20 protein-coding genes and 1 pseudogene are annotated in these 25,306 nt (G+C 59.2%); 10 read left to right on the forward strand and 11 right to left on the reverse strand.

Going from position 1 to position 25,306, the window contains the following annotated elements:
• The first annotated feature begins 132 nt into the window (after window positions 1-132).
• Both J1G33_RS23970 and J1G33_RS23975 read left to right on the forward strand, forming a co-directional pair.
• Window positions 133-2,133: a hypothetical protein gene (locus J1G33_RS23970; RefSeq protein ID WP_223018908.1), complete on the forward strand. Its 2,001-nt coding sequence runs from the start codon at window positions 133-135 to the stop codon at window positions 2,131-2,133.
• A 272-nt stretch (window positions 2,134-2,405) separates the two neighbouring features.
• Window positions 2,406-4,673, forward strand: coding sequence for an autotransporter outer membrane beta-barrel domain-containing protein (locus tag J1G33_RS23975; RefSeq protein WP_032875824.1), 2,268 nt, complete (start codon window positions 2,406-2,408; stop codon window positions 4,671-4,673).
• A 61-nt stretch (window positions 4,674-4,734) separates the two neighbouring features.
• Here the strand turns inward: J1G33_RS23975 and J1G33_RS23980 are convergent, their stop codons facing one another.
• The 6 genes from J1G33_RS23980 to J1G33_RS24005 form a co-directional block, all read right to left on the reverse strand.
• Window positions 4,735-5,196, reverse strand: a complete 462-nt coding sequence (locus tag J1G33_RS23980) for a hypothetical protein (RefSeq protein ID WP_032875821.1) — start codon at window positions 5,194-5,196, stop codon at window positions 4,735-4,737.
• Between the two features lie 251 nt (window positions 5,197-5,447).
• Window positions 5,448-6,047: a LysE family translocator gene (locus J1G33_RS23985; RefSeq protein WP_148853729.1), complete on the reverse strand. Its 600-nt coding sequence runs from the start codon at window positions 6,045-6,047 to the stop codon at window positions 5,448-5,450.
• Between the two features lie 54 nt (window positions 6,048-6,101).
• Entirely contained in the window at window positions 6,102-6,941 is an 840-nt protein-coding gene (locus tag J1G33_RS23990; protein WP_032875816.1) for an AraC family transcriptional regulator, read from the reverse strand.
• 72 nt (window positions 6,942-7,013) lie between these two features.
• Window positions 7,014-7,655 carry a DUF1345 domain-containing protein gene (locus J1G33_RS23995; RefSeq protein WP_032875813.1) on the reverse strand — a complete coding sequence of 214 codons (642 nt, stop codon included), beginning with the start codon at window positions 7,653-7,655 and terminating at the stop codon, window positions 7,014-7,016.
• Between the two features lie 155 nt (window positions 7,656-7,810).
• The gene (locus tag J1G33_RS24000; protein ID WP_223018909.1) at window positions 7,811-10,909 is read right to left on the reverse strand and encodes an efflux RND transporter permease subunit; all 3,099 of its coding nucleotides are present in this window, start codon (window positions 10,907-10,909) and stop codon (window positions 7,811-7,813) included.
• A 6-nt stretch (window positions 10,910-10,915) separates the two neighbouring features.
• A complete protein-coding gene (locus J1G33_RS24005) occupies window positions 10,916-12,058 on the reverse strand; it encodes an efflux RND transporter periplasmic adaptor subunit (protein WP_103734304.1) in 1,143 nt (380 codons plus the stop codon).
• 227 nt (window positions 12,059-12,285) lie between these two features.
• Between J1G33_RS24005 and J1G33_RS24010 the strand changes: the two genes are divergently transcribed.
• The 4 genes from J1G33_RS24010 to J1G33_RS24025 all read left to right on the forward strand — a co-directional run bounded on the left by J1G33_RS24010 (window position 12,286) and on the right by J1G33_RS24025 (window position 16,002).
• Window positions 12,286-12,987, forward strand: coding sequence for a response regulator transcription factor (locus J1G33_RS24010; RefSeq protein WP_005788610.1), 702 nt, complete (start codon window positions 12,286-12,288; stop codon window positions 12,985-12,987).
• Between the two features lie 3 nt (window positions 12,988-12,990).
• The gene (locus J1G33_RS24015; RefSeq protein ID WP_032875804.1) at window positions 12,991-14,295 is read left to right on the forward strand and encodes an ATP-binding protein; all 1,305 of its coding nucleotides are present in this window, start codon (window positions 12,991-12,993) and stop codon (window positions 14,293-14,295) included.
• Between the two features lie 59 nt (window positions 14,296-14,354).
• Complete coding sequence (locus J1G33_RS24020; RefSeq protein ID WP_148854495.1) at window positions 14,355-15,125, forward strand: class I SAM-dependent methyltransferase; 771 nt, start codon at window positions 14,355-14,357, stop codon at window positions 15,123-15,125.
• Between the two features lie 91 nt (window positions 15,126-15,216).
• Window positions 15,217-16,002, forward strand: a complete 786-nt coding sequence (locus J1G33_RS24025; RefSeq protein ID WP_032875800.1) for a sulfite exporter TauE/SafE family protein — start codon at window positions 15,217-15,219, stop codon at window positions 16,000-16,002.
• Between the two features lie 591 nt (window positions 16,003-16,593).
• On the opposite strand, the gene J1G33_RS24030 is transcribed toward J1G33_RS24025, so the two are convergent.
• The gene (locus J1G33_RS24030; protein WP_223018910.1) at window positions 16,594-17,832 is read right to left on the reverse strand and encodes an acyl-CoA dehydrogenase family protein; all 1,239 of its coding nucleotides are present in this window, start codon (window positions 17,830-17,832) and stop codon (window positions 16,594-16,596) included.
• A gap of 265 nt (window positions 17,833-18,097) precedes the next feature.
• Here J1G33_RS24030 and sfnG point away from each other — a divergent pair, with 265 nt between their 5' ends.
• Complete coding sequence (sfnG, locus tag J1G33_RS24035; protein WP_032875795.1) at window positions 18,098-19,207, forward strand: dimethylsulfone monooxygenase SfnG; 1,110 nt, start codon at window positions 18,098-18,100, stop codon at window positions 19,205-19,207.
• On the opposite strand, the pseudogene J1G33_RS24040 reads toward sfnG, so the two are convergent.
• Window positions 19,180-19,617: pseudogene (locus J1G33_RS24040) on the reverse strand (GNAT family N-acetyltransferase); the annotation flags it as partial. The gene sfnG and the pseudogene J1G33_RS24040 overlap by 28 nt on opposite strands.
• A gap of 94 nt (window positions 19,618-19,711) precedes the next feature.
• On the opposite strand from J1G33_RS24040, the gene J1G33_RS24045 reads away from it, so the two are divergent.
• Both J1G33_RS24045 and J1G33_RS24050 read left to right on the forward strand, forming a co-directional pair.
• Window positions 19,712-21,298, forward strand: coding sequence for a RimK family protein (locus tag J1G33_RS24045; RefSeq protein ID WP_078821472.1), 1,587 nt, complete (start codon window positions 19,712-19,714; stop codon window positions 21,296-21,298).
• 274 nt (window positions 21,299-21,572) lie between these two features.
• Entirely contained in the window at window positions 21,573-22,613 is a 1,041-nt protein-coding gene (locus tag J1G33_RS24050; RefSeq protein WP_223018911.1) for a 2-oxoglutarate and iron-dependent oxygenase domain-containing protein, read from the forward strand.
• Window positions 22,614-22,680: 67 nt separating this feature from the next.
• Here the strand turns inward: J1G33_RS24050 and map are convergent, their stop codons facing one another.
• Complete coding sequence (map, locus tag J1G33_RS24055; RefSeq protein ID WP_032875785.1) at window positions 22,681-23,463, reverse strand: type I methionyl aminopeptidase; 783 nt, start codon at window positions 23,461-23,463, stop codon at window positions 22,681-22,683.
• Window positions 23,463-23,663, reverse strand: coding sequence for a ParD-like family protein (locus tag J1G33_RS24060; RefSeq protein ID WP_003190946.1), 201 nt, complete (start codon window positions 23,661-23,663; stop codon window positions 23,463-23,465). The genes map and J1G33_RS24060 overlap by 1 nt, the downstream gene beginning before the upstream one ends.
• 366 nt (window positions 23,664-24,029) lie before the next feature.
• On the opposite strand from J1G33_RS24060, the gene J1G33_RS24065 reads away from it, so the two are divergent.
• Window positions 24,030-24,299: a DUF1652 domain-containing protein gene (locus J1G33_RS24065; protein WP_032875782.1), complete on the forward strand. Its 270-nt coding sequence runs from the start codon at window positions 24,030-24,032 to the stop codon at window positions 24,297-24,299.
• A 61-nt stretch (window positions 24,300-24,360) separates the two neighbouring features.
• On the opposite strand, the gene J1G33_RS24070 is transcribed toward J1G33_RS24065, so the two are convergent.
• Window positions 24,361-25,299, reverse strand: a complete 939-nt coding sequence (locus tag J1G33_RS24070) for a carbohydrate kinase (RefSeq protein WP_032875780.1) — start codon at window positions 25,297-25,299, stop codon at window positions 24,361-24,363.
• Window positions 25,300-25,306 lie beyond the last annotated feature (7 nt).

Consider the following 25,306-nt stretch of genomic DNA (forward strand, 5'->3'; position numbering starts at 1 on the left):
TCGAAGAATCATTCGGCTGAAGAGAGTGTGTCCCGGTTTCAGTCTCCTGGCCGTAACTCAAGTGACTGAACGAGCGTTTGCGGCCCGCCAGTGCGCGCGGTGCCTATTCTAAAGCAGCAAGGAGAGACTGAAATGAGTAGAAAACGTGGTTCGACTACGACGCCAGCGCCTTTGGTTCTCAATGCACCCACGATTGACGAGGCGTTGGATGATGCGACTGGCCTTATCCCGGCGATGGTTGCCCCTGTTGGCATTAACGTCCAGTTACGGACCGGGACAGCATCAAGGGGCACGGACTGGATGGGCGTTGAAATCCGGGATATCACTGTGAGCCCGCCTACCTGGACCACCTTGGTGGCGCCTTATCAAATCAACCAGACGCCCGTTCCTCCGATAATCAGCAGGTTTATTCCCGCGCCGGTACCTGAATTTCCACATGGCTACTACGAGCTCAGGAATACTCAATACCGTAATCAGGCCGGCATACCAGGCCCCTCCCTTGACTCCTCCAACCCGGGTGCTTTTCGGGTTGATACCATTGCACCCTATGCCGTAGCGACTTCACGCGAGCAGCCGCTTGTTCCAGTCTTCGCAAATGTGCCGCCGGGCACGGTCATTAACGATGCCTTCCTGATCGATCAAGGCGGCGTGGAGATTCAGATCCCCCCGAATGACTTTGGTCCACAGACTGGGCGATTCGAAGCGGGGGATATGATTAACGTGTACTTCAGCCCGGTGATGGACCCGCGCCCCGAGTATCTGGTGAGTGGCTCAGGTGTGCCTATGTTGCCATCCCCTGATGTAAGCACTTTTTTCCTGGCCAGGAACCTGATTATCCTGAGCGGGCTATATTATATTTTCTACACCATCACTGACCGGGCAGGTAACGTCAGCCGTCCCTCGTTCAATGATTTTCGAACAGTCTCGTTGTTGGACGATCCGCAGCCTTTGGAGCCGTTCCTGCCCTTGGCGCCGGCACCACGTGCCGGCAGCACGGATGATCTTCTCGATATTCAGGATTATCGTCAGGGGATTGAAGCCCACGTTGAAGATTATCCTGACCACGCCACTGGCCTGGACAAGTTCGAGATGCAATGGGAAGCACAGCCCTTTGGGCCGCAAACCGCTGAGCTGGTTGATTTTCCGGTGGTCTTCAGCAACATGAATGACGCGATTAAAGACGCATATACCGCAACGCTGGGGCCGCAGACGGTGACCCTGCGCTACCGTATCGAACGAAATGGCGTGTTTTTCCCTTCTCCTGATAAAACGGTGCTGCTTGACCTGTCGGTGGAGGGGCCTGTTCTTCCAGGCACTCTTGAACCCGGCGATGTAAACCCAGCGCTGAACCTGGCGCAGGTGTTCGGCGGGGGGCCCACTCCGGAGCTGAACACCCTGCGCATTGGCGATGCGAATCAACCCGTCACCATTGTGATCCCGCTCTGGACCATTGCAGCGCTGCCCCATGCGAATAACGAGTTTGTCCTGTTGTGGGGGGCTACGAAAGAGCGAGTAGGGCCTTTCCCCCTCAGCACGACAGTGCCCGGAGCTGACGCGACGTTCACCATTCCTTGGGAGGTCGTTGCCCGCCACGGCAATGAGCTGCAGCCCGTCAGCTATGTGGTCATTGGCCCCGGCACCACGAATGAAAACCCGTCGGGCGTTACCATGGTCGACGTGATCGATGCAGTGAGGGTCGTACTGCCGCCTGCTGAGTTCTTACACCTTGACGCCAACGACGAGTGGAGTTGCCAATCGCTGCGAACCCGCGCGCCCGGAGCACCACCGACGCTTTACGCCGAGCTCTTCATTCCAGGCGATCCGAGGTTGGAGGTAGGTAATAGCGTGACGGTAACCGTTACGATCTTCAGTGAAGCCTTTGGCTTTCCACCGGGTCCATTCACGCAGACCTTTACCCACCCATCGTTGAGCCAAGGGGATAAGGACAATGGATTTGTCGTTGAAATTCCTTATCGTCCATTCCTGACCCAGTCCGTGCTTGGCCCTTGCGAGGTGACCTACTCAACGATCGTCAACACTGGGGCTACCGGTAACAGTGAATTGGCTGAGGTGTACACGGTATTTTCCAACCCTGAGACATACTGTGATGGGGGAACTATCGTAAGACCTTGAACTCAATGAAAAACGTTAAATACAAAAGGGAAGCACGGCTTCCCTTTTGTGTGTCTGACAGTTATGTATTGCTCCTTGTCGGAAAGACCTTCAGCTTCTTTGTTAAGTATGTTTTTCCAACACTCTAAAATATCAATCGCTACATCCATCTAAGATAAATCCTACAGCCATGGGTATGTTCGCTGCGTAACCTCTGCGCCGCACCGGTAAGGCTTCATTCCCAGGGAACGAGCCAAACCGTTTCGAAGGCTCCACCCAGAGGATGAACTCACATGCGACTGTTAACTGAATTCGAGCTCAAACCTTTGAGCAAGATGATGAAGGTTCCAACTATTACTTTTTTGATGTTTGCGGCTGTGCATTCCACCGCTCAGGCAGACCACCTGATTGGTGAGTCAAAAACCATTGGAAGCAACGAACTCAATAATGACTGGCAGCTGGATTTCAGATCTGAACTGACCGTCAATGGTGCTCGTGCCCAACATATCCTGGTCAACGATTCGGCACTGATTGTCAATGCGGGCAGCCGCATCAATGACATCCGAGCCACCCAAGGCTCTTTAGTGAGCCTGGACGGCGCCACCGTTGATTCAAGCCACGCAGTGTTTGGTGCGGTGCGTCTGGATGACAGCGATGCGCTTATTAACGGCAGCAACATCACCAGCCATACCACCATGGGTCTGCAAGCGTTCCAGAGTCACGACTCTGACAAGGGCGGGGTAGCCGAAGTATTCAATAGCACCATCCGTGGTCACATCGGTGGCGCAGTGGCGACTGGCAACAGCGAGCTGCACTTTAACGACCACACGTTGGTCGAAGGTACCGGCGTCGATAGTTTTGGCGTGTCGCTCGATGGTGCAACGGCAACTGCCAGCCAAAAAAGCAGGATTATCGGTGGCAAGAACGGCGTGGTGTTCACCAATGACCTCAACAGCGCGAATACGGGCAAGTTGGTATTGGATAACTCCAGCGTCGAAGGCCGCAGCGGTGCCGCCATTGCCGTCAATGGTTTTCCCGGCGAGGCCATGGCCGTTGAGATCGATATACGCAACGGCTCGACCTTGATCGGCGGTAACGGCTCATTGCTGGAGGTCAACGGCGGCGCCGTGGCGAGCATGAATGTCGATAACAGCGACCTACGTGGCAACGTTATCGTCGAGGACGGCAGCACGGCGCATTTGAGCTTGCAAAACCGTGCCGGGCTGACGGGCCAACTGCAGAATGTCACCAGTCTAGCTGTCGGTGATCAGTCTTATTGGGCGTTGACAGGCGACAGCCAAGTGGGCGCCTTGAGCCTCGCCGGCGGTACGGTGAAGTTCGGTGATACCGATGCGTTCTACCAGTTGGACGTAGACAGCCTTGAGGGTAATGGCACCTTCGTCATGGGGACCGATTTCGCCCGTGGCATTACGGACTTCTTGAACGTCGAGGGCGAGGCCAAAGGCGACCACAAGCTGTTGCTCGCAGCCAGCGGTGCGGAACCGACCAACCCGCAAGATATCCGCGTCGTTCACACCGGCGGCGGTGATGCACAGTTTTCCCTGGTGGGCGATGTAGTTGATGTCGGCGCTTATTCCTATGGCCTGAAAAAGGAAGGCACCGACTGGTTCCTCGACCCGAACAACCGTGTGATCAGCCCAGGTACCCGCTCGGTATTGGCGCTGTTCAACACCGCACCGACCGTGTGGTACGGCGAGGCGACATCCCTGCGTTCGCGTATGGGCGAGCTGCGTTTCGAGCCTGGACAGGCGGGCGTGTGGATACGCGGTTATGGCAACAAGTACGAAGTGTCCGACAGCACCGGGATTGGCTACAGCCAGAACCAGCGGGGCTTTACGCTCGGTGCAGACACACCCTTGGCCGACAGCCAGTGGCTGGTGGGCGTAATGGCCGGTCACAGCACCTCTGACCTGAACCTCAAGCGCGGTACCTCGGGGAACGTGAAGAGTTACTACCTGGGTGCGTATGCGACCTGGCTGGACGAGGAGAGCGGTCTGTATTTCGATGCGGTGGCCAAGGTTAACCGCTTCCAGAATGAGTCCAAGGTGGGCCTGAGTGACGGCACCTCATCCAAGGGCAAGTACAACAATACCGGTGGCGGCCTGTCGGCTGAGTTCGGTCGTAACATCAAGTTGGACGACGGGTTCTTTATCGAGCCTTACGCGCAAATGTCTACGGTGGTGATCCAGGGTGCCAATTACAGCCTGGATAACGGCCTGGAGGCCAAGGGTGAGCGTACACGCTCGATCATGGCCAAGGCCGGCGCGACCGTCGGGCGGGATATACAGCTCGACTCCGGCAGTGTTGTGCAGCCTTATCTGCGCGCAGCGATGGTGCATGAGTTTGCCAACAACAATAAGGTCTCGGTGAACAACAATGTGTTCAACAACGACCTTTCCGGCTCTCGCGCCGAATTCGGGGCGGGTATGGCGGTGAAGCTCTCGCAGAACCTGCAGCTGCATGCCGACCTTGAGCACAGCAGCGGCGGCCGGGTTGAACAGCCTTGGGGCGCTAACGTAGGGGTGCGTTACACCTGGTAAAGACGTAACACACAACAACGCCCGTATCGAAAGATGCGGGCGCTTTTTTTTGCGAATAACATCAACTGGTCAGGTCGAAGTCGACGTCCAAGACGTGCGCATGCCCGTTAACATCATGATCGGTTGTAGCATGCAGCGTACCTCTGATTTTAATGACGCCGGCCGCGAGTCCCCGAATGATCAAAGTACCCTCAATGGCGCTCACTGTATAATGATCCTGGGGCAACTTTACTGAATACCAGACCTTAACATTCGTGAACTCTTGTTTTGCGAGGTCGATCTCCTGGCCTACCCGAACGTTATCGGGTATCTGAATGAATATTTCTTTTATGGTCACTGAGTTATCGGCGTGTCGGCCATTGATTCTATAGACAGCTTGTTCGAAGTCGTGCACCACGGTGGTGGTTTGAAATTCGATGGGGGATAAATCGACCTTCGCCTCGAAGAGGCCAGTCGCAGTAATTCGTTTGGGACGTAATGCCTTTTGTTGCGCCAAGGTTAACGGTTGCGCTAGTACGGTCATGATCGCTTCTCCATCGCTGATGATTGTGCGAGTAACAGAGGTCGGTGGGGCTCTGCCTTGTTCATGTAACAGCAGTGCATCGACGCCGTAAACTGTCAAAACTAACAGTATACAAATCCTGCTGCGTGTGGCTCTCTGGCGCCCGGCTTGCTTGGGCGTACGATGTATTAGATGCTTATTGACGGGCGTGTCTACTGTTAAGAATGACAGTCTGGAAATTTAACTCTGTTTAGATCCCCTACCGAAGAATCTCACATGATCGTACTTATCCAGGTTGAACTCATGAGCAACAACGCCATGCATTGATTGAAACGTCGCTGCGCATGGGGGGACGCCAGCCATCGATTAGAGCCTGCCCCCAAGACTGCCCAGGCGCTGAGGCAAGGCAGCGATATCAAAAAAAATATCAGCGACAAAGACATTACCCGTTTTTGCTGCTCTGCACCGTTGCCGGCAAATACGCTGACCACAGCGAGTGCCATCATCCAGGTCTTGGGGTTTATCAGCTGCAAGCACGCTGAGCCGAACAGGCCGAGTCGCCTGTGCGCAGATTGCTCCCCTATGACATGTGGCGGTGCGCTGAAGATCTGCCAGGCCAGGTAACTTAGCCAGGCCATGCCGACCCACTGCATCGCCGTTTGCACTCTGGGCATCTGCGCCAGCGACTGGCCCACACCGGAACCCACCAGCAGCACAATCCCCGACGCCCCCACACCAGCCCCCAGAATAATGGGCAATGCAGCCTTGAAGCCGTAACGGGCGCTGTTGCTCAGCACCAGGATATTGGTCGGGCCGGGGGTGATGGAGGCGACAAAGGCGAACAGCATGAAAGGCACGAACGTGGACAGCATGACGGGGGACTCCGGCGAGCTCATTTAGAGCGCCCATCTTCACAAGCCCGGGCGTTACCGGTCTGGAAGATTTGTGCAGCGTTTGCGGTACGCGGCCGGTGTCAGCCCATAAGCCCGCATGAACCAGCGGCCCAAATGACTTTGATCGGCGAAACCCAGGGCCATCGCCACGTCTGCCGGTTGATCGCCCTTGGCCAATAGATACCGGGCACGGGCCAGGCGCAGTTGCACCAGATACGCGTGGGGCGGCAGGCCGAAGGCGCTCTTGAACGCGCGGCTCAGGCGAAAGCGGTCGACGCCGCAGGCCAGCCCGAGTTCATCCATGCCGACGTCCTGATGCAGATGGGCGTGCAGGTATTCCCGGGCCTTGTGCGCCACCTGCGGCAAACGTGGGTCATCGCGGTAGCGCATGCGCCAATAGAGCTGGCCGGTGAGGCGTTCCAGCAAGTAGTCCAGCGCGCTCTGCCGCACGATCCGCAGTTCGCCGTGGTGCAAACTCTCAAACGCCTGACTGGTGGCCAGGGCCAGGCGTGGATCGCTGGCCAAGGTGCGGGCGAAACTCAACTGATGATGGGCGGGTGCTTCCTCGAAGACACTGGCGATTTCCCGTTCCAGCCACTGCGGGTCAAGGTAGAGCATGCGGTAAGTGAAGCCGTCGACCGTTGGGGCATTGCCGTCGTGGAGTTCCCCAGGCTCCAGCAGGAATACCTGCCCCGGCACGCTGTCATGGCGCATGCGCCGGCAGTTGAATTGCTGCACGCCTTGTTCGGTGACGCCCACCAGGTAGCTGTCGTGCCAATGGGGGTCATACGCATGGCCTTCGAAATGCGCGCGCAGGGTCTCGATACCGGTGTCGGCGTCCTGGGACAAGTCGATCCAATTGTGCGCAGGCATACAACACCGAGGCGGAAAGTGAAGGGCTATTAGCGGCAACACCGGGGTGGGCGTCTAGAAGGTTTGTGCAGTCTAGCCAAACAACCCGGCGGCGATGTTGATCGAAAAGCCCAGAATAGCAGTGTTGAACAAAAAACCGATCAACGACTGCCCCAGCACCACCTTGCGCAGGCCACGGGTGGCGACGCCCACATCCGAAGTTTGTACCGCTACGCCGATGGTGAAGGAAAAGTACAGGAAGTCCCAATAGTTGGGCGTGAGCAAGCCTTCGGCAAAACGTAGGGCGGGCTCCTTGCCTGGCCAAGTGTAATAGAGCCTGGCGTAGTGCACGCTGAAAATCACCCCGATCAATAGCCACGAGCCGATCACCGTCAGCCCGGTAAAACCGTAGTGCAGCAGGCGCTCGGAAGCAGCCAGGTCCTTGCTGCCCACCAGTTCGAAGGTGATGGTCGCCAGGCTGGCGATGGCGGCAATGCACACCATGAACAGCACCAGGCCGGCGTTCTCGTCTTCGATTTCGGCGATGCGCTTGACGTCTTCGGCCTTGGCGCGAATGGTCAACCACAGCATCAGTATCAGGTAGGTCCAGACCCCGGCGTTCCAGCCGATCAGGATTTTGCTGGCAAGGGTGTCAGCCGGTACCAGAATGCCCACGGCAAGGCCCAGTACGGCGGCGGACGAGAGGCGAGGGTGGGTGCGGGCGAGGAAGGGCATGGTTGGTCACAGCTGGCGATAGTTGAGCAGACTGTACCTGATCCTGTGGGAGGGGGCTTGCTCCCGATTGCGGTGTATCAGTGCCAAATAGGCTGGCTGACACATTGCAATCGGGAGCAAGCCCCCTCCCACATTTTTTATCGCGTGCGGCGGGATTATTGCGCTTTGTGGCGCTTGCGCACCAGCTTCATCACCACCACAAAGAACACCGGCACAAACACCACCGCCAAGGTCGCCGTGATCATCCCGCCAATCACACCGGTACCAATTGCCTGCTGGCTGGCCGAACTGGCCCCGGTGGCAATTGCCAGCGGCACTACGCCGAGGATAAACGCCAGCGAGGTCATGATGATCGGCCGCAATCGCAACCGCGCCGCCTTCAAGGTGGCGTCGATCAAGTCCTCGCCCTGGTCATACAGGTCCTTGGCGAACTCGATGATCAGGATCGCGTTTTTCGCCGACAGGCCGATGATGGTGATCAGGCCGACCTTGAAGAACACGTCGTTGGGCATCCCGCGCAAGGACACCGCCAGCACCGCTCCCAGTACGCCCAGCGGCACCACCAGCAACACCGAGGTCGGGATCGACCAGCTTTCGTACAGCGCGGCCAGGCACAGGAACACGATCAGCAATGACAGGCCCAACAGCAACGGTGCCTGGGAGCCGGACAAGCGCTCCTGCAACGACAAGCCCGTCCATTCCTGGCCCAGCCCTGCGGGCAACTGGCTGACCAGGCGCTGGATTTCGTTCATGGCCTCGCCCGTGCTGTGCCCCGGCGCCGCCTCACCGCTGATGGCGATGGCTGGGTAGCCGTTATAGCGGGTCAGCTGCGTCGGGCCCTGGGTCCACTTGGCTTCGACAAAGGCCGACAGCGGCACCATCTTGCCCGCGTTGTTGCGCACGTTGATCTTCATCAGGTCGGCCACCTGGCTGCGCTGGTCGCCTTCGGCCTGCACCACCACCCGCTGCATACGGCCCTGGTTGGGGAAGTCATTGATATACGCCGAACCAATCGCCGAGGAGAGCACATTGCCGACGTCGGCAAACGACACGCCCAAGGCATTGGCTTGCTTGCGGTCGACTTCCAGTTGCACTTGCGGGGCTTCGGCCAGGGCGCTTTCGCGCACGTTGGCCAGGATCGGGCTTTTTGCCGCAGCGTCCAGGAGTTCGGTACGCGCGGCCATCAACCCGGCATGGCCGACGCCGCCACGGTCCTGCAAGCGGAACTCGAACCCGCTGGAGGTGCCGAGGCCGTCCACCGGCGGTGGCAGAATCGCGTAGGCAATCGCATCCTTGAGGTCGCCAAAGGCCATGTTGGCGCGGTCGGCAATCGACGCTGCCGAATCATTACTGCCGCGCTCCGACCAGTCCTTGAGCGTGGTAAATGCCAGCGCCGCGTTCTGTCCGGAGCCGGAGAAACTGAAGCCCATGATCATGGTGGTGTCACCCACCCCCGGCTCCTCGGCGTTATGCGCCTCGATCTGCTCGGCCACCTGCACCGTACGGTTCTTGCTGGCACCTGGCGGCAGCTGGATATCGGTGATGGTGTAGCCCTGATCTTCCACCGGCAGGAACGAGGAGGGCAGGCGGCTGAACAACAGCCCCATGCCGACCAGCAATACCAGGTAGATCAGCAGGTAGCGGCCGCTGCGCTTGAGGGCATAGGCCACCCAACCTTCATAGCGATTGGTGAGTTGGTCAAAGCGCTTGTTGAACCAGCCGAAGAAACCACCCTTGGCATGGTGCTCGCCCTTGGCAATCGGCTTGAGCAAGGTGGCGCACAGGGCCGGCGTCAAGGTCAGGGCCAGGAACGCCGAGAACAGGATCGAGGTGGCCATCGACAGCGAGAACTGCTGGTAGATCACGCCCACCGAGCCCGGCATGAATGCCATCGGCAAGAACACCGCCACCAGCACCAGGGTAATACCGATGATGGCGCCGGTGATCTGGCCCATGGCTTTCTTGGTCGCGTCCTTGGGCGAGAGGCCCTCGGTGGCCATGATGCGCTCGACGTTTTCCACCACCACAATGGCATCGTCCACCAGGATGCCGATGGCCAATACCATGCCGAACATGGTCAGCACGTTGATCGAGAAACCCAGCAGCAACATGGTGGCAAAGGTGCCCATCAGCGCAATCGGCACCACCAGCGTGGGGATCAGGGTGTAGCGCACGTTCTGCAGGAACAGGAACATCACCGCAAACACCAGCGCCATCGCCTCCAGCAAGGTGTAGACCACCTTGGTGATCGAGACCTTGACGAACGGCGAGGTGTCGTACGGAATCTTGTATTCCACGTTGGCTGGGAAGTAGCGCGACAGTTCATCCATCTTCGCCCGCACCAGGGTTGCGGTGCTCAGCGCGTTGGCGCCCGGCGACAGCTGCACGCTGACGGCGGTGGACGGCTTGCCGTTCAGACGGGTGGAGAACTGGTATTCCTGGCTGCCGACTTCCACCCGTGCCACGTCGCCGATGCGCACGGTGGAGCCGTCGGGGTTGGCCTTGAGCACGATGTCGGCGAATTCCGCCGGGGTCGACAATTGCCCCTTGACCAGGATCGCCGCGGTGATTTCCTGGGTGTTGGTGCCCGGCAAGTCACCAATGCTGCCTGCCGAGACCTGGGCGTTCTGCGCACTGATTGCAGCGTTGACGTCCGCCGGCGTGAGGTTGAAACCGATCAGCTTCTGGGGGTCGATCCAGATACGCATCGCCCGCTCGGCGCCATACAACTGGGCCTTGCCGACGCCGTCCAGGCGCTTGAGCTCGTTCATCACGTTGCGCGCCAGGTAGTCGCTGAGCGCAACGTCGTCGAGCTTGCCGTCGCTGGAGGTCAGGGTCACCAGCAGCAGGAAACCGGCGGAGACTTTTTCCACCTGCAAGCCTTGCTGGGTCACGGCCTGGGGCAGGCGCGGCTCGACGACCTTGAGGCGGTTCTGCACATCCACCTGGGCCATTTCCGGGTCGGTGCCCGGCTGGAAGGTCGCGGTGATCGTCGCCGAGCCCAGGCTGCTCTGGGATTCGAAATACAGCAGGTGATCAGCGCCGTTGAGCTCCTGCTCAATCAGGCTGACCACGCTTTCGTCCAGGGTCTGGGCAGAGGCACCCGGGTACACCGCGTAGATTTCCACCTTCGGTGGCGCGACGTTGGGGTACTGGGCCACCGGCAACTGCGGGATGGCCAGGAAGCCGGCCAGCAGGATAAACAGGGCCACCACCCAGGCGAAAATCGGGCGGTCAATAAAGAACTGCGGCATGACGGGTTATTCCTTTACGAGCGGGCTGTCGTCCACTTCAACTTTTTCGCCGGGGCGTGCATGTTGCAGGCCCTCGACGATAATGCGATCGCCTGGCTTGAGGCCGCTGCTGACAATCCAGCGATCTTCGATCACCGCGCCCAATTCCACCGGCTGCTGGCTGACGGTCTGCTCGGCGTCCAGCAGCAACACCATCGGGATGCCGGCGCTGTCACGGGTGATGGCACGTTGCGGCACGCTGATGCCTTGCTTGTCCACGGCCTGCTCCAGGCGCACCCGTACAAAGCTGCCGGGCAACAGGTCCAGATCCGGGTTGGGGAACTCGCTGCGCAAAATGATCTGCCCGGTGCCCGGGTCAACGCTGATCTCGGCGAACAGCAGTTTGCCCGGCAACGGGTACAGGCTGCCGTCGTCCTGGATCAGGGTGGCCTTGGCCTGGTCCTGGCCGACCTGTTTCAGGCTGCCGGCACGAAAGGCGCGGCGCAGGTCGTTCAACTCGCGGGTGGACTGGGTGAGGTCGGCGTGGATCGGGTCCAGTTGCTGGATGATCGCCAGCGGCGTGGCTTCGTTCTGGCCGACCAGCGCGCCTTCGGTCACCAGGGCACGGCCGATGCGCCCGGAAATCGGCGCGGTCACGGTGGCATAGCCCAGGTTCAGCCTGGCGCGCTCGACGGCAGCCTTTTGCGCAGCAACCTCTGCGTTGGTCTGGCGCAGGGCGGCGCGGGCGTTGTCGTATTCCTGGCCGCTGATGGCGTTGCCTTCAACCAACTGGCTGTAGCGCTGCTCTTGCAGGCGGGCCTGGAACGCATTGGCTTCGGCCTTGCTCAGGTTGGCCTGGGCGCTGTCCAGGTCAGCCTTGAAGGGCGCCGGGTCGATGCGGAACAGCACGTCGCCCTGTTTCACATCGTGACCTTCCTTGAACACACGCTGCATGACCACACCGGCCACTCGGGCACGCACTTCGGCAATGCGCGGCGCGGCGATACGCCCGCTCAGTTCGCTGGTAATGGACAGGGGCTTGGCCTGCAGGGTTTCGATGCGCACTTTGGCCAGGGGCATTTCCGGCGCCTCGTCTGCAGACTGACCACACGCGCTCAGCGCCAGTGTGAGGGCCAACAGGCAAAACGGCGCAAATAGATTCTTCGACATGCTCTTATCCCAATATTGACTGGCGCATCCTAAAGTCACCTGCGCCGTGGTGCTGTGAAGCTGTGTAGGTCGTGTGTGAAGAAGTGTAAGGTACGGCGCGCGTGGCGTCGGGGGCGTATATCCTTGCACAACCTTGCTTACAATGAAGATCAAATGTGGGAGGGAGCAAGCCCCTTCCCACATGGGATTTGTGTACGACTTATCAGTGTATTTTCTGGAAACACCCTATGCCCAACATCCTTCTGGTCGAAGACGACGCCGCACTCTCCGAGCTGATCGCCAGCTACCTGGAACGCAATGGCTATCACGTCAGTGTGCTCAGCCGTGGCGACCACGTACGCGAACGTGCGCGTCTCAACCCGCCGGACCTGGTGATCCTCGACCTGATGTTGCCGGGCCTCGACGGCCTGCAAGTCTGCCGCCTGCTGCGCGCCGACTCGGCGGGCCTGCCGATCCTGATGCTGACCGCCCGCGACGACAGCCACGACCAGGTGCTGGGCCTGGAAATGGGGGCCGACGATTATGTGACCAAACCCTGCGAGCCGCGCGTGCTGCTGGCCCGGGTGCGCACGCTGCTGCGCCGTAGCAGTCTGTCCGAGCCCCAGGTGGCCAACGACCGGATCATCATGGGCAACCTGTGTATCGACCTGTCGGAACGCACCGTTACCTGGCGCGAGCAGGCGGTGGAGCTGTCCAGCGGCGAATACAACCTGCTGGTGGTACTGGCGCGCCACGCCGGTGAAGTGCTCAGCCGCGACCAGATCCTGCAACGCCTTCGCGGCATCGAGTTCAACGGTACCGATCGCTCGGTGGACGTGGCCATTTCCAAGTTGCGGCGCAAGTTCGACGACCACGCCGGCGAGGCGCGCAAGATCAAGACCGTGTGGGGCAAGGGTTATCTGTTCAGCCGCTCCGAGTGGGAATGCTGAACCATGTTCCGTGTGCTGCTACGCCTCTACCTGATCACTATCGTCACCTACAGTGCAGCCATCTTTCTGATTCCCAAGCTGGTGATCCAACTGTTCGAACACCGCTACATGGACTACAACATCGAACAGTCCCGTGGCCTGCAAAAGCTGATGGTCAAGCAATACCAGCGCGCACCGGTGGAGCACTGGTCCCAGGTGACCGACCAGTTGAGTCGCGATTTTGCGCCATTGAAGGTTGAACTGTTGCTGCGCCAGGACGCTCGCTATACGCCGCAGGAAGAACAACTGCTGGAGCAAGGCAAGTCGGTGATCCGCCTGGGCGAGTGGGGCTGGATGGAAGAAATCAGCTCGCCGATCAACCAGCAGTTCGCGGTCAAGCTGACCATTCCGCCGGACCCGCTGGACATGAACCTGCTGTACTGGTCGATGAACGTGCTGATCGGCGCGGCGCTGCTGGCGTGCCTGCTGGTGTGGCTGCGCCCGCACTGGCGTGACCTGGAGCGCCTCAAAAGCACCGCCGCGCTGTTGGGCAAGGGCCACCTTGGAGAGCGCACGCGCCTTCCGCCCAGCTCCAGCATCGGCAGCCTGGCGACGGTGTTCGACACCATGGCCGACGATATCGAGCACCTGCTGAACCAGCAGCGCGACTTGCTCAATGCGGTCTCCCATGAACTGCGCACACCGCTCACCCGCCTGGATTTCGGCCTGGCGCTGGCGCTCTCCGAAGACTTGCCCCAGGCCAGTCGCGAGCGTCTGCAAAGCCTGGTGGCGCATATTCGCGAGCTGGATGAACTGGTGCTGGAATTGCTGTCCTACAGCCGCCTGCAAAATCCTGCGCAATTGCCCGAACGGGTCGAGGTGGCGCTCGACGAGTTTATCGACAGCGTGCTGGGCAGCGTCGACGACGAGCTGGAAAACCCCGAGATTGTCATCGACGTGGCGCTCGACTGCACCGTGGAGCGCTTCAGCCTCGACCCGCGCCTTACCGCCCGCGCCTTGCAGAACCTGCTGCGCAACGCGACGCGCTATTGCGACAAACGCATTCAGGTGGGGGTCAAGGTGTGTCCCAACGGCTGCGAAATCTGGGTGGACGACGACGGCATCGGCATACCGATGGACCAGCGCGAGCGCATCTTCGAACCGTTCTACCGCCTGGACCGCAGCCGCGACCGTGCCACCGGCGGCTTCGGCCTGGGCCTGGCGATCAGCCGACGTGCCCTGGAGGCCCAGGGCGGCACCTTGACAGCCCTGGCCTCGCCTCTGGGCGGAGCGCGGTTTCGGGTGTGGTTGCCTACTCGAGCCGATTAGAAAATCCGCGGGGAAGGGCGCACACTGTGCGACCCGCTCTACCCGAGGAGAGATTGGCAATGACTGGTGTCCACACGTCCGCTCAACAGGGTTTCTCGACCCAGGCCGTCACTTACGCCCAAGGCCGACCGGACTATCCGCGCCAACTGACCGGTTGGCTGGCCGAGGCGCTGCATATCAATTCGCAATCGACGGTGATCGACCTCGGCGCCGGCACTGGCAAGTTCACCCGCTTGCTCAGCAGCCTGGCACCGACCCTGATTGCGGTCGAGCCAGTGGCACAGATGGGCGCGCAGTTGGCCAAACTATTGCCGGATGTACGCCTGCTCGACGGCACCGCCGAGTCCATCCCCTTGGCGTCCGCCAGCGCCGATGCCCTGGTGTGTGCCCAGGCATTCCACTGGTTCTCCACCCGCGCCGCACTGGCGGAAATTCATCGCGTGCTCAAGCCTGGCGGGCGACTGGGGTTGGTGTGGAATGTGCGCGATGAGTCGGTGGACTGGGTGGCGGCAATCACTGAAATCATCACGCCGTATGAGGGGGACACCCCGCGTTTTCATAGCGGGCGTTGGCGGGAAGCTTTCACCGGTGAGTATTTTGGCACCCCACAGATGACCTGCTTTGCCTATCAACATGTGGGCAGCCCGCAAGAAGTGATTATGGATCGTTTTCTCTCGGTGAGCTTTATCGCAGCGTTGCCGCCTGCGGAAAAAGCCAAGGTCACCGCTCAGTTACGCACCTTGATCGCTACCCATCCCAGCCTGCAAAACCGCGATACCGTGGCCTTCCCATATCAAACTCAAGCTTATCTGTGTGAACGTCTAAGCTAAAAGGCATAAAGTCAGATCACATTGGTATAAGTGGTTATAAGAAAAATCGCTATCCTGCGGCCAGAAATTTATAAGGCCGCGGGTAGCTGTAATGGATGTAGGTAATTTTGGTTTCGTGGTTGCCGGCCTGATCGTAGGTTTTATCGTGGGCATGACTGGCGTAGGCGGAGGCTCGTTGATGACCCCGATCCTGTTGTGGTTCGGCATCAATCCGGCGACTGCCGTGGGCACTGACTTGCTGTATGCCGCCATCACCAAATCCGGTGGCGTGCTGGTGCACGGCAAGAACAAGAACATCGACTGGACCATCACCGGCTGGCTCACCCTGGGCAGCGTGCCCGCGGTGTTGTTGACCTTATGGTTCCTTGCCAGCTTGCACACCGATCCCAGCGCGATGAACGCGGTGATCAAGCAGGCACTCGGTGTGGTATTGCTGCTGACGGCCCTGGCGATCCTGTTCAAGAAAAGCCTGTTGGCCTTTGCTCAGCGACATGCCGGTGATGACTACCACATGCGCCCGCGCAACCTGAACGCCCTGACCGTGGTGACCGGCGCGGTCCTTGGCACCATGGTAGCCCTGACGTCCATTGGCGCCGGGGCCCTCGGCACGGTGGCGCTGTTTATCCTCTACCCATTCCTGGCCACGCGGCGTCTGGTCGGCACCGAAATCGCCCATGCCGTGCCCCTGACCCTGGTGGCGGGCCTGGGCCACGCGAGCATGGGCAATATGGACTGGCATCTGCTGGGCTTCTTGCTGATGGGCTCGTTGCCGGGGATCTACTTCGGCAGCCATATGACCGGCAAGATCTCCGACAGCGTGTTACGCCCGTGCCTGGCGGTGATGTTGATGGCGGTGGGGTACAAGCTGGCGTTCTGAGCCGCATGTGCTCCACATGTGGGAGGGGGCTTGCCCCCGATTAGCATAGGTATCTACACATCTTTTGGTACGGCGCTACACCCTGTGGGAGGGGCGGTGCGACGATTCGACTTGCTCCCGATGGCTGCCTCAGGGCCGACCAGGATGTTGGATTAGACCGAGTACATATCCGTTATTTAGGTAACGGCTGATATTGGTTCCGCTTTTACAGCGGCTCACTTTTGAAAAGAGCGCAAAAGTAAGCAAAACGCTCTTGCCCCACCACTCGGCACCTCGCTTTGGCTCGGTGTGCCCGTAATCCGCCATGGATTTGGGGGGCCGCCGCCACGCGCCATCCATGGCGCGGGGCGGCTAAACCGGCATCCCTGCCGGTTTACCCCCCAAATCCCTGTCGAATTCCGGCCAGCGTGGTTTGACGGGGCGCCTAAGATCAAGATCAAGAGCGGCTCGCTTCGCATCGTGGTTACGGTCGGCAGCTACAAAGTTGTGTAGATACCTATGCCCCGATAGCGGTAGTTCAGCCAAGGAATTGGATACTGACCCACCGCTATCGGGAGCAAGCCCGCTCCCACAGTTTGACCCAGATCAACTTCAGGCCTTCGCCGGGCCGTTGCCGATTTGCCACACAAACGGTGGCTCTGTCCCGTTGATCACCCAGTCGCCCACGATCCGCGCCTTGTAGATCACCGGATTGTGCGAAGACACCGTCCGTGCGTTGCGCCAATGCCGGTCCAGCGCCTTGCCTTGGCGCACATCCGAGGCCCCTAAGGCGTTGAACAATTGGCTGGTGGCACGCTGGATCAAATCCGAAACCACCACTTGCGCCGTCGCCGACTCAATCTCAGCCGCCACATTGGCTTCGCGTTCGGCCACGTCATTGCCGCCAAAGCGCGCCAGATAAGCCTGTTGCGCCGGCACTGCGGCCTTCAACGCGCTGGCCTGGGCGGCGTATACCAACGCGGCGACTTCGCCCACCACCTGTTGCACCTGCGCATCCTGGCTGACGTGCGTTGCATTGCCATGGCTGTAGATGCGCCGGCGGTTGCGCACCTGGTGGGCCACGTCGCTGAGCGCAGCGCGACCGATACCGGCCAGTGTCGCCAGCAACACCAGTTGGTAGAACGCAGTCTGGTATTTGAAGCGGGTGGCAAAGTCGATCAGGTTTTCAGTTTCCACCACCGCGTCGGTAAACCGCGAGGTGCCGCTGCCGGTGGTGCGCTGGCCAAAGCCGTCCCAGTCATCGCTCTGCACTACGCCTGGCTGATGGGTGCGGGTGGCGGCGATCACGGCGGCGCCGGTGTCGCTGCGTTGAGCGTAAACATCGATCCAGTCCGAGAACAGGCTGCCGGTGCTGTAGAACTTTTCGCCGTTGAGTTTCCAGCGGTCGCCGTCAGGGCTGACCTGGGTCACCACCTCACCGATGGCCACCGTGCCGATTTCGGTCCAGGCGCAGCCGACGATATCGCCATCGACAAAACGCTTGAACCACAGATCACGGCTTGCGCCGGGTGGCGCATTCAGGCGGTCTTCGGCAAATGCGAAGTGCCCGCGCAGGGCCTGGGGCACGTTGGAGTCGGCCGCTGCCAGTTCGATCAACAGTTCAAACAACTGCGGCAGTGACGCGCCATCACCGCCGTATTCCACCGGCACCCGCACCGCGCCAAAAACAGCGTCCTTGAGCCATTGAATCGGTTCGTAGGGCAGTGTGCGGCTGTGCTCGCGCTCAACCGCACCCTCGGCGATGCGCTGGAAGATCGGCCGAAAACGTGCGGCCAGCGCAGGGTAATCGGCGCCGGTAGACAGCGGGTTGATGACCTGATGTTCAGTCATGGGTAGGGCTCCTGGCAGTGATCGAATGTGCTGGAGATTGCACAGTTCGTGCCGGGACTTTGCTCCCCTGTTTGCGGTGCGAGAGGGTGATTGGGTGTTGCTCCTGCAACAGCAGATCGACAAACCGCTGCGATCGGTGACATTGCCGGCAGGCTGATCAGATATCCGATTTTTTAACGCAGCGCCCATGGCGCGGGCATTTGCGGGTGACTGGCACGCTTGCTGCGTAAGCTACATGACATCCATTTGTGCGAGGTACCGTCCGATGAGTCAGCAAGCCGTGAAATTTGCCTATTGGGTGCCCAACGTCAGCGGTGGGCTGGTGGTCAGCAAGATCGAACAGCGCACTCACTGGGGCATCGACTACAACCGCAAACTGGCGCAGTTGGCCGAAGCCGCAGGCTTTGAATACGGCCTGACCCAGATTCGCTTCACCGCCGGTTATGGCGCCGAAAACCAGCATGAGTCCGTGGCGTTCAGCCATGCTTTGCTGGCGGCGACCACCACGCTCAAAGTGATCGCGGCGATCCTGCCAGGTCCCTGGCAACCGGCGTTGGCGGCCAAGCAATTGGCGACCATCGACCAGCTCACCAATGGCCGTATTGCGGTGAATATCGTCAGTGGCTGGTTCAAGGGCGAGTTCCAGGCCATTGGCGAACCCTGGCTGGAGCACGATGAGCGCTACCGTCGTTCAGAAGAATTCATCCGCGCCCTCAAAGGCATCTGGACCCAGGACGATTTCACCTTCAAGGGCGATTTCTATCGTTTCAACAACTACACCCTCAAGCCCAAGCCATTGGGCCAGCCAGAGGTTTTCCAGGGGGGTAGTTCACGGGCGGCACGGGACATGGCGGCGCGGGTCTCGGACTGGTACTTCACTAACGGCAACACCCCCGAAGGCATCAAGGCCCAGGTCGATGATATCCGCGCCAAGGCCGCTGCCAATCACCATTCGGTTAAGGTCGGCGTGAACGCCTTTGTGATCGCCCGCGACACCGAAGAAGAAGCCCGGGCCGTGCTGGCGGAAATCATCGACCAGGCCGACCCGGAAGCGGTCAACGCCTTTGGTGATGCCGCCAAGCAGGCGGGCAAGGCTTCGCCGGAAGGCGAGGGCAACTGGGCCAAGTCCAGCTTCGAAGACCTGGTGCAGTACAACGATGGCTTCAAGACCAACCTGATTGGCACCCCGCGGCAGATCGCCGAACGCATTGTCGCGCTCAAGGCCGTGGGCGTGGACCTGGTGCTCGCGGGCTTTCTGCATTTTCAGGAGGAGGTGGAGTACTTCGGCAAACGTGTTTTGCCGCTGGTGCGTGAGCTGGAAGCCACGGCCGATGCAGGCGCGAGCGGTTTTTCCAGGCACAAGGCAGCTGTGTGATCTTCGTAGTAGTCGTCGACCCAGGCAAAGCGCCGATAGCCATTGCGCTCATACAGGGAGAGTGCGCCGGGGTTGTCGGTGCGCACTTGCAGACGCAGGTACGCGCAATCGTTGGCCAGGGCGCAGGCTTCGATGTGCTCCAGTAACTGATGGCCCAGACCGATGCCTCGAGCGTGCTCGGCAATGGCGATGGAATACAAGCGCGCCAGCCGGGCGCCACGACGAAACAGCACCAGCCCATAGCCGAGCAGTTCACCGTGCTGTTGCACAAGCCACAACTGGCCATTGGCCCGGCTGATCATCCAGCGCAGACTGCGCGAAGACAGCCGATCACTGCTGAAACACTGCTGCTCCAACGCCACTAATGCAGGCACATCGTCGAGGGTTGCAACGCGAAAGAAAAGAGCCATAAGACCACCGTAAAAGTTGCGTAACGAAACGGGACTTCCCTAAAAGATCGTGCTTAATAGAAAAGGTCGAGTTCTCTAAAGCGGATCAACTAATATGTCGGCGGTACAAGGTCATTGGCGTCAAGTATCCGAGCAAACAGTTGCGGCGACAATAACGTCCAACGGTTATTTTTCCGCGCCACCCCGAAGTTCGAGCCAAGTGGTGATTATTGTCGAGCGCAAGGAAGATTGGGCCTCCTATTTTCCCAGCGAGGATATCGTCACCGCCCAGGAGTACCTGGAGCAGACCCGGGAAAACGAAACAGGCAAGCGCGTACAGGTAATCAACCTGTGCCGCAGCTACAAGTACCTGGGGCACGGCTACTACTGCTCGTTGCTGGCCGAGGCGCGTGGGCACAAGGTGATTCCATCGGTGCGCACCATCAGCGAACTGACCAGGAAAGCCCTGTATGGCCTGTCTCTGGATGATCTGGACAAAAGCCTGGAAAAGGCCCTGAGTCATCATCTCTACAGCAATACCGAAGGCTTTACCCTGACACTGTATTTCGGTCGGACCACGATAGAACCTTTGCAGGAGTTAGCGCGCCAGTTGTTTGAAACCTTTCCCTGTCCGATCTTGTTAGTTGAATTCCGTCAACATAACGGCTGGCATATCGAAGGCGTTAAGTCTGGCGTATTGCACAAGTTACGCGACGATCAGGAAGACCAATTCGCCCACGCCCTCGACAACTTCAGTCGCAAGGTCTGGCGTCAGCCGCGCTCACGTCGGTTGGCCCGTTATGACCTGGCAATTCTTCACGATCCTCAGGAGCAACTGCCTCCGTCCAACCCCCGCGCCCTGGAAAATTTCATACGGGTCGGCAAGGGCCTGGGCATTGATGTGGAGTTGATCGAGCGCAAGGATTACGCGCGCCTGGCCGAGTACGACGCCTTGCTCATCCGTGAGACTACCAGCGTCGATAACCATACCTACCGTTTCGCCAAGAAAGCCGAAAGCGAGGGGCTGGTGGTGATGGATGACCCCGCATCGATCCTGCGCTGCACCAACAAGGTCTACCTCACCGACCTGCTGAACAGCCACCAACTGGGCATGCCGGCCACCGAGATTCTTTACAAGGAGCGGCCGGAAGATTTCGAGCGCGTCGGCGAGCGCCTGGGTTTCCCACTGGTGTTGAAGATCCCCGATGGCTGTTTCTCCCGAGGGGTGATAAAGGTCGAAAGCCAGGCGGCGTTGCTCAAGGCTACGGCCGAGCTGTTCGAGCATTCGGTACTGCTGCTGGCCCAAGAGTTCTTCTACACCGAATACGACTGGCGCATCGGCGTGCTCAACCGTAAACCGATTTTCGCCTGCCAGTACTTCATGTCCAAGGGGCATTGGCAGATCTACAACCACAAGGCCATTGGCCAGGCCGTCAACGGTGAGTGTCGCACTCTGGCGGTCCACGAAGCGCCAAAAGCCGTGGTGGAACTGGCAGTGAAGACTGCCAACCTGATCGGCGACGGCCTCTATGGCGTGGACCTCAAGCAGTCCGGCGACAAAGTGGTGGTGATTGAGGTCAACGACAACCCCAACCTGGATGCGGGCATCGAAGACGCCTACCTGCAGGACGATCTGTATGGCTTGGTGCTGGAGGAGTTTGTGCGCCGCCTGGAGCTTAAACGCCAGGGTCAGGTGTGGTAACAATTAAGCAGACCGCTGAAACTCGCGGTTGCCAGGGCAGGAAGGCGAGCAACCTTTACCTGCCGTCGGACGGTTGATTCGATGCCAGTTAAACCGACATCCGGTTATGTTCAGGTTGTCCGCCGGAGTCTATAAATACCGTTCCCAGATGGGAATATAACGACGTTCATGATTCAGGCTCGCAACGTTGGGCCTGAAGCAGTTCCGTTGATGGAGCAGTTCAGCGTCACATTTGTGAGTGCACGTCTCTTTAATGGATTTAAGGAGACACGACATGACTGACTTAATAACTTTTGCCCTGCCTGAAGCTGTAACTGATAGCAAGGCCGATCGCCAATTGGGCCGAGCGCTCATAGATGCTTGGCGCAAAGACGGTATTTTTCAGATCAGCATCCATGACGAACAGGACCACAAGGTCAAGCGCGCCATGGCAGCCAGCAAGGCTTTTTTCAAACTGCCCCGGGAAGAGAAGTCGCGCTTAGTCAGCAGTCTTACCTATGCAGGGTATGTTGCTTCTGGCGAAGAGGTCACGGCTGGCGAGCAGGATCAATCGGAAATTTTCACCATTTGCAAAGATCTGCCACTGGAGGATCAGCGCGTCGTAGACGGCTGGCCGTGCCACGGTCCCGTGCCATGGCCCAATGACGAATACCGCGACAGCATGAAAGCCTTCCTGGAGGAATTGGGTGACACGGGCGAAAAGTTGTTGAAGCTGGTGGCACTCGGACTGGGATTGGAAATAAATGCTTTGACGCAGCTTAGCGAGGATGGCTGGCACCATATGCGTGTTCTGCGTTTCCCTGCCGAGTCGGCACAAACCTGCCGAGGTATTGGGGCCCATACCGACTACGGCATGCTGGTGATCGCTACTCAGGATGAGGTGGGAGGTTTGTATATTCGGCCTCCGGTCGACGGCGAACATCGCAAGCGCAACTGGTTGCCTGACGAAAGCACTGCAGGTTTATTCGAAAACGACGAGCCCTGGACGTTCGTGAAACCGGTACCGCGCGTGTTCACAGTGTTTCCGGGTGATATTTTGCAATTCATGACCGATGGACTTCTGCTCTCGACGCCTCACAAGGTCAAGCTAAACTCACGTGAGCGTTTTGCCATGGCCTACTTTCACGAGCCGAGTTTCAGCGTTTCAGCCAAGCCATTATTCAGTCAGAGCTGTACTGAACGTATTCATTACGGCACACATTTCACCAACATGTTTATGCGTTGCTATCCGCAACGGATAACGACCCAGTGCATTCTCAAGGAGAATCGCTTGAGCCACTTGGAAGGTATTAGTCTGGCCCACGCGCACCCTTGAGTTCGTTACGCTCCCGAGCGGGTAGGCCGCTCGGGAGACTTTTCAATGGCCGATCAGCGCCCATTGCTCAAGGTAGTGATTCCACCGGTTCTGCATCAGTTTGTTTTTGCAACGTGAGCACCTCAAACCCGTCCGCCGTCACTGCCACAGTATGTTCCCACTGCGCCGACAGACTGTTGTCCTTGGTCACCACCGTCCAGCCATCCTTGAGACTGCGCGTCTTGGCGCCGCCCTGGTTGAGCATGGGCTCCACGGTAAACACCATACCTTCGCGCAGAACGAGGCCGGTGCCAGGGCGGCCGAAGTGCAGGATCTGTGGCTCTTCATGCATCTGTTTGCCGATGCCATGGCCGCAGTATTCACGCACCACGCTGTAGCCGTTGGCCTGGGCGTGGCTCTGAATCGCATGACCGATATCACCCAGGCGAGCGCCGGGCTTGACCTGGCGGATGCCGGCCCACATCGCCTCGAAGGTCATTTCTACCAGGCGTTTGGCCTTGGGCGCCACGTTACCGATCATGTACATCTTGCTGGAGTCGGCAATGAAACCGCCTTTTTCCAGGGTGATGTCGATGTTGATGATGTCGCCGTCCTTGAGGAACTGCGTGGCGCTGGGCATGCCATGGCACACCACTTCGTTGATCGAGGTGTTGATGCAAAAGGGGTAGTCGTACTGACCCAGGCTGGCGGGGCGGGCCTTGAGTTCGTGGCGGATGAAGGCTTCGACGGCGCTGTCCAGCTCAAGAGTGGAGAGGCCGGCGGCGACATAACCGTCGAGCATGTCGAACACCTGGGCCAGCAGGCGCCCCGACTCTCGCATCACGGCCAGTTGGGCGGCTGTCTTGATCATCAGCTGCGCCCCCGGATCAGGTCGGGCTTGTCCAGCAACAACTTGTTGATCAGCTCGTTGTAGGGCAGGTGCGGGTTGAGCTCGGCGAGCAGGCCGATCTTGATCCAGAACTCGGCCTGGGCGTTGATGGAGCGGTCCATGGCGGCGCTGGCCAGGCGAAGCTGTTCGTGCAGTTGGTCGGTGATTTTGACGATGCCCATGAGGTTCACTGTGTAGGTTTGATATACAAAGCGTATACGTTTCGTATGCTTTGCGTAAACCCCTGGTTCAAATGAGGCGCGCGATAGTTGCGACATGTTGCCGAAAAGAGCGTCGACACAGGTTGCTGTTTGAACTGACATGCAGGGTTAAACGTTTAATCGCAGTGGTTCGACGATTATTTAAAGGCTGCAATCGGCTTCATATTAATCGGCAGGTCGCTTATGAAGAAAAGTTACAACAATGCTGAGATTTGCCGAGTAGGCTGGGTGAGTACAGGCGTCTGCCAGGGTTGGCAAGACGGGGCAGGCTAGCGCCTGCCAGCCCATAAAAACTGATTGGCAGTCTCAAAAAAGGAGAGGTTGGCCATGCTTTCGGAACTGGAACTTCGCAGCATTATTGAAGGAAGTTTTCTGCCTAAACGGTGCGAATGCACCAAAGCCGAGGATGCTTCGTTGACGATCAAGGTGTATGACGACCGCGACCGTGACCGGGTGGACTTGGAAGTCAAAGGTATAAACGCCGACAAACTCGACAGCAGTCGAGCCATTTGCAACCTGATCGCCGGTTTGCGTGAAGACCTCAAGCACACCCAGACCCACACCCTGCGTCGAGCAGGAGGGCGCGGTTATTTCTAGTTAAGTCTTGAATTCAAGTTGACCCAGGGCCTGGCATTCGCCAGGCCCATTGTTATGCGCGTCAGCCCAGCTGATGACGGTACGGCAGGTCGGGGCCGGTCTTGGTACAGGTCAACGCGGCAGCCCGAATCGCAAAGCCGAGCATGTTATCAATCTGCACGCGCGTGAGCTGTTGCAGGCCGGTCACTGAGTCAAGCTGATGCTCGGTCAGCCAGGCAATCAACGCGGCCTGGAAGGTGTCGCCGGCGCCCACAGTGTCAGCCATCACCACCTTGACTGCCGGCGCCGACCAGTTGCCGTGCTGACGGCTGAATACGCTGGCGCCATCGCCGCCGCGGGTGAGGAACACCAGTTGGCAGCGGTGTTGCAGCCAACCGTGCAGCACACTTTCGGGTGACTGGTCGGGGTAGAGCAGGTGCAGGTCTTCGTCGCTGACCTTGATCAGGTCGGCATGTGTGACCAGCTCGGCGACGCGATCACGCCATAGTTGGATGTCCGGCTGCGGGTTAAGGCGCACGTTAGGGTCCAGGCTGATCAGGCGCTTGCCGCTTTCGCGCTTGACCAGCGCCAGCAGGGTGTCGCCAATCGGTTGCACCACCAGTGAGAACGAGCCGATATGCAGCCCGCGCACCTCATCGCCGAGTACCGGCAAATGCGCGACTTCCAGCAACCGATCCGCACAGCCTTCGCCACGGAAGTTGTACTGCGGTGAGCCATTGGCGCCCACAGCGACCATCGACAACGTGGTCGGCGCGGCAAATTCCACCAGGAACTGCTCGCTGACCCCTTCATTTTTCAGCACCTGCAACAAGCGCCGGCCGAGGAAGTCGCTGGACAGGCCGCCGAACAACCCGGCTTCAATACCCAGGCGGCGCAGGCCCACGGCCACATTGAATGGCGAGCCCCCGGCAATCGCCTTGTAATTGACTTTGGCGGCCTGCCCGCTGGCATCCTCCTCGCTGAAAAAATCAAACAGCGCCTCACCACACACCAGATACATAGTCGTT

It is taken from the genome of Pseudomonas sp. P867, assembly GCF_019891455.1.
In the GTDB taxonomy this organism is placed as follows: domain Bacteria; phylum Pseudomonadota; class Gammaproteobacteria; order Pseudomonadales; family Pseudomonadaceae; genus Aquipseudomonas; species Aquipseudomonas synxantha_A.